General features: G+C 44.2%; 6 protein-coding genes. 2 read left to right on the plus strand and 4 right to left on the minus strand.

Annotated elements, in window-relative coordinates; genetic code table 11:
- The coding region (locus VLN09_RS09605; protein ID WP_325245974.1) for a TSUP family transporter at positions 1–203 on the minus strand (203 nt) is incomplete at its 3' end.
- 213 nt (positions 204–416) lie between these two features.
- Here VLN09_RS09605 and VLN09_RS09610 point away from each other — a divergent pair.
- Positions 417–1,379: a biotin--[acetyl-CoA-carboxylase] ligase gene (locus tag VLN09_RS09610; RefSeq protein ID WP_325245976.1), complete on the plus strand. Its 963-nt coding sequence runs from the start codon at positions 417–419 to the stop codon at positions 1,377–1,379.
- A gap of 37 nt (positions 1,380–1,416) precedes the next feature.
- Entirely contained in the window at positions 1,417–2,145 is a 729-nt protein-coding gene (locus VLN09_RS09615) for a pantothenate kinase (RefSeq protein WP_325245978.1), read from the plus strand.
- 194 nt (positions 2,146–2,339) lie between these two features.
- Here VLN09_RS09615 and VLN09_RS09620 read toward each other — a convergent pair whose 3' ends face one another.
- The 3 genes from VLN09_RS09620 to VLN09_RS09630 all read right to left on the minus strand — a co-directional run.
- Positions 2,340–3,527, minus strand: a complete 1,188-nt coding sequence (locus VLN09_RS09620; RefSeq protein ID WP_133103779.1) for an isovaleryl-CoA dehydrogenase — start codon at positions 3,525–3,527, stop codon at positions 2,340–2,342.
- A 197-nt stretch (positions 3,528–3,724) separates the two neighbouring features.
- The gene (locus VLN09_RS09625; protein WP_325245981.1) at positions 3,725–4,645 is read right to left on the minus strand and encodes a hydroxymethylglutaryl-CoA lyase; all 921 of its coding nucleotides are present in this window, start codon (positions 4,643–4,645) and stop codon (positions 3,725–3,727) included.
- A 14-nt stretch (positions 4,646–4,659) separates the two neighbouring features.
- Positions 4,660–5,001, minus strand: a 342-nt coding sequence (locus VLN09_RS09630) for an acetyl-CoA carboxylase biotin carboxyl carrier protein subunit (protein WP_325245983.1), incomplete at its 5' end; no start/stop codon positions are given.

Below are 5,001 nucleotides of genomic sequence, written 5' to 3' on the forward strand. Positions count from 1 at the left end.
GCTGTCATTGAGCTGATTGAGGTTACAACAATCGTGGCAAGCGAGGTGCCGATTGCCAAATGGGTCACCACTTCAGGAGGAAAATTATAAGCCGCAAAAATCCACACCAATGCTGGCACAATAATCATGCCACCGCCAACACCAAACAAGCCTGCGCTGACGCCCGCGAACGCCCCTGCAATCACAAACCACACATATAACATCATCGAATCAGCCTTTTATCCTGCGTCTTTTTATTAGATTATTTTATCTTTTGAGTACTTGCTTATCATACGCTTAATTGCATTTGCCAAATCGTACACTGACCTTTATCCTATCTACTCTATATTGACTATTTGTGACCATTGCTCAGTATATCAAAGATTACCCCTGCCACATTTATCACATTTGCTCTATTAACCACAGCGAAAAAACGTATGCTGCCATTCGACTCTTTATCTGACTGCGCCTCTAAGTCATACCTGCTTACTCATTTACCAGAGCTTAACCATCAGCATTTATCTAGCAGTGTCTCAACCAACAGTGAGCTTATTGCAGCAGTACAAGATGGCACGCTCAATGCCCGCGAGATGCATCTACTGACTGCCGAAACCCAAAGTGCAGGTCGCGGACAACATGGGCGCTCATGGCAATCACCACGCGGCAATGTCTATCTGTCGTTATACTATCCAGTCCATATACCCATTAGTGGTTTATTGTCGTTGATCATTGGCGTTGAGCTGGCAAAAATGCCCGTTATTCAAACGTTAAATGCACAACTAGCTGCGCAAGGATTGACGCCTATAGGGGTAAAATGGGCGAATGATTTGGGATTTTATCAATCTCTCTCTGAAGAAAATGAAACCGTATCGGGCACGCAAATTATTCAATTTAGCAAACTTGCTGGTATATTAATTGAGCCGGTTACCCAAGCAAGCAAGTTGGTCGGCGTAGTGATGGGAGTTGGTTTTAATGTACAAGCGACACCCAAACTTACTGCACAAACCTGCGAAGGTATGAGCTATCAAGCTATTAGCTTACAGGATATCGAGCAGCTGCTAGAGCCAGACAAATCAGCAAGTAGTTTGCCAGGTCTACGAGCGCTTTATCAGCAAATGAGTAAAGCGCTCATGGCAGCGATGACACGCTTTGAGCATTTAGGGTTAGAAAAGCCAACTGGCCAAACCTATAATTTAGACAGCTTTTTACAGCAATTTGACTCAATGGATGCACTAGCAGGACTGCGCTTACGTATTACTCAAGAGCACAACGGTCAGAAAGAGACGCTCACTGGCTATGCTTGCGGTATTGATACACATGGATGTTTGCAATTACGCCAAGATAACGGTAATATTTCTGCGCTTTTTACCGGACGCATCGACGTTATTGATAACGCTTAAAGCATTTACTTAATGCGCTCTATCTAAAGGGAATTTTATGCTCTGGCTTGATCTCGGCAACACCCGCCTTAAATACTGGCTTACCGATGATATCGGACAGATAGTCTCACATGATGCCAAGCAACATTTGCAAGCACCTGCCGAATTACTCATGGGTTTGACCGACCGCTTTGAGCGTTATGCCCCTGACTTTATCGGTATCTCATCGGTGCTCGGCGATGATCTCAATGTCAAAGTTTCAGAGACACTCAGTCGCCTTAATATCCCATTTGAATTTGTCCATGTCGATGCCAATCATCCGCTGATGAAAAGCGCTTATAACGATGAGCAGCTCGGCTGTGATCGCTGGCTACAAATGCTCGGTGCGGTGGATAGAACCAAACGTCAATGTGTGATTGGCTGCGGTACAGCAGTGACCATTGATTTGATTGACCATGCTGAGCATTTGGGCGGTTATATTTTCCCCAGTATTTATCTTCAACGCGAGTCGTTATTTTCAGGTACCAAGCAAATCACCATCTCTAACGGTACTTTTGATAGTGTCAGTCAAGGCATCACCACGCAAGATGCGGTACATCGCGGGATATTATTATCAATTGTCGGTGCTATTAACGAGATTAGTAATCGTCATCCCAACTTTGAAGTGATTATGACTGGTGGTGATGCGGCTATTATTGCCCAACACGTCAACCGCCCAGTGCGCCTGCGCGATGATTTATTATTAAATGGTCTCGCACGCTATTTTGACCATAGTAAACAGGCATAGTATTCTAAAATTAGCTAAAAAATAGACATATAAAAGCAGGACGTTTTAAACGTCCTGCTTTTTTTGGTTTAATCAAAACCTAAGTATTTTTATACCACTTCCAAAAGTTAGAGTAATGCGAAAAACTTCTGCAAGCACTACATCAAGTAGGCTTAGCAAGTTTGACAAAGTTAATCGACTTTTAGGAGTTAGTATTATTTTGTTTCGTTAAACAACTCACGACCAACCAACATACGACGAATCTCACTGGTACCCGCACCAATCTCATAAAGCTTGGCATCACGCCAGTAACGACCTAGTGGATACTCATTGGTATAGCCATTACCGCCAAAGATTTGAATGCCCTCGCCTGCCATCCAAGTGGCTTTTTCAGCACACCATAAAATCACACTGGCACAATCTTTACGCACTTCTCGACTATGACCGGCACCGCGCTGATCTAACATATCGAGGTTTTTACCAACGGTATATAAGAAGCTGCGTCCAGCTTGCAGGATGGTATACATATCGGCGACTTTACCTTGGATAAGCTGAAACTCACCGATAGCTTGCCCAAACTGCTTACGGTCATGGATATAAGGAACGACATTATCCATCACTGCTTGCATGATACCGATAGGACCTGCGGCTAATACTGCACGCTCGTAATCCAGTCCACTCATTAAAACTTTAACGCCTTCGTTTAAGCCGCCTAAGATATTCTCTTTAGGTACTTCAACATTATTAAAGGTCATCTCACCAGTATGACTACCACGCATGCCTAGCTTATCAAGCTTTTGAGCGGTGCCAAAGCCTTCCATGCCTTTTTCAACGATAAAAGCGGTCATGCCTTTGGCACCTAGCTCTGGATTGGTTTTGGCATAAACCACCATCACATCAGCATCAGGACCATTGGTAATCCACATTTTGCTACCATTTAGCACATAATGACCGTCTTTTTCTTCGGCTTTTAGCTTCATGCTGACCACATCTGAGCCTGCACCGGTTTCACTCATGGCTAGTGCGCCTATGAATTCACCACTGATGAGTTTTGGCAGATATTTTTGTTTTTGGGCTTCACTGCCGTTACGTTTGAGCTGATTGATACACAGATTAGAATGCGCACCATAGCTAAGTGCCACAGAGGCAGAAGCACGGCTAATCTCTTCCATCGCGACCATATGCGCGACATAACCCATGTCAGAGCCACCATACTCTTCAGGAACGGTGATGCCATGTAGACCAATATCGCCCATCTTTTGCCATAAATCCATTGGGAACTCGTCGCTACTGTCAATCTCGGCAGCACGTGGGGCAATTTCATTAGCCGCAAACTGTTGTACCATGTCACGTAAGGCGTCGATATCTTCGCCAAGCTGAAAATTCAATCCAGGTAAACTCATAACCATTCCTTGTATTTTGATGTTTTAAATCTTGAATTTTAATCTGTTTTTTAAAGCCACTGTATTTTTGATGCCACTTTTGATGTTATAGACAATTCAATTTGAAAGTGGTACAAGGCAACCAAGTGTAGATGTATATTAAATACTTCAAGCGAGGTTAACGCTGTAACACTTTTATAGTAGATTGACTATATTGGTTAAGACTGACGTTTATTAATCAAGGCACGTGCCACGTTTGAGCCATTAGGACGACCTAAAAACTCACTGATACGCTCACCAGCAACGACCAATTTATCCAAATCAATACCAGTACTGATACCCATACCATGCAGCATATAAACCACATCTTCAGTGGCAACATTGCCCGTTGCGCCTTTAGCATAAGGACAACCACCAAGTCCAGCGACTGAAGTATCAAATTCACTCACACCCATTTGTAGTGCTGCTAATGTATTGCTGAGAGCTTGACCATAGGTATCATGAAAATGCCCTGATAGCATACTGATATCAGCATATTCAAGTGCAGCCTGTAGCGCCCGCTGTACCTTGAGCGGCGTACCAACACCAATGGTATCTGCAATACCAATTTGCTCAGCACCAATCTCAATTAATCGCTTGGTAACATACGCTACTTGGCTTGGATCAATTTCGCCTTCATAAGGGCAACCTACCGTGCAAGAGATGACGCCGCGTACTTTGATACCTTTTGCTTTGGCAGCAGCGGCAACGGGCGCAAAACGTTCGATACTTTCATCAATACTGCAATTGATATTCTTTTGGCTAAAGGTTTCGCTTGCTGAGCCAAAAATAACGATTTCATCAGGGCGATGCAAGATAGCATTCTCAAAACCACGCATATTCGGCACCAGTACCGAATAACTCACATCACTGTGGCGTGTGGCTGCAAGTGCTTCTAACAGTGCGCTATTATCGCCCATTTGCGGCACCCATTTAGGCGATACAAAGCTAGTAGCCTCAAGTTTTTTAATCCCTGCGGCAATCAAGTCATCGATAAGCCTTTGCTTAACCTCAGTCGGCACTGTCATGGCTTCATTTTGCAAGCCATCACGTGGACTGACATCGACGATGGTAACGTGTTTTGGGTACGAGATACTCATACTGATTGTCCTTTTTACTTACTATCTTCACTATCAATACGCAGCAGCTCATCACCATCAGCAACCAAGTCACCTGCGCCAAATAACAATTCTGCAACCACGCCGTCTGTCGGTGCCGTAATGGTATGTTCGATTTTCATCGCTTCGATGACGGCTAATGGCTCGCCCTTTTTCACGGTATCACCAACTGCTACCTTAAAGGCAACGACCTGTCCTGGCATTGGTGATTTTAAGCTACCGACCGCTGCATTCTCTTCGCCGACATGCGCCATAATATCAACAAGGGTAATCTCATCTCGTCCATTATCTGTAAAGATATAGACGGTCTCATGGTTTGTCCAGCTTTGAGCGTTGAT

This window comes from Psychrobacter sp., assembly GCF_035469765.1.
Classification (GTDB): domain Bacteria; phylum Pseudomonadota; class Gammaproteobacteria; order Pseudomonadales; family Moraxellaceae; genus Psychrobacter.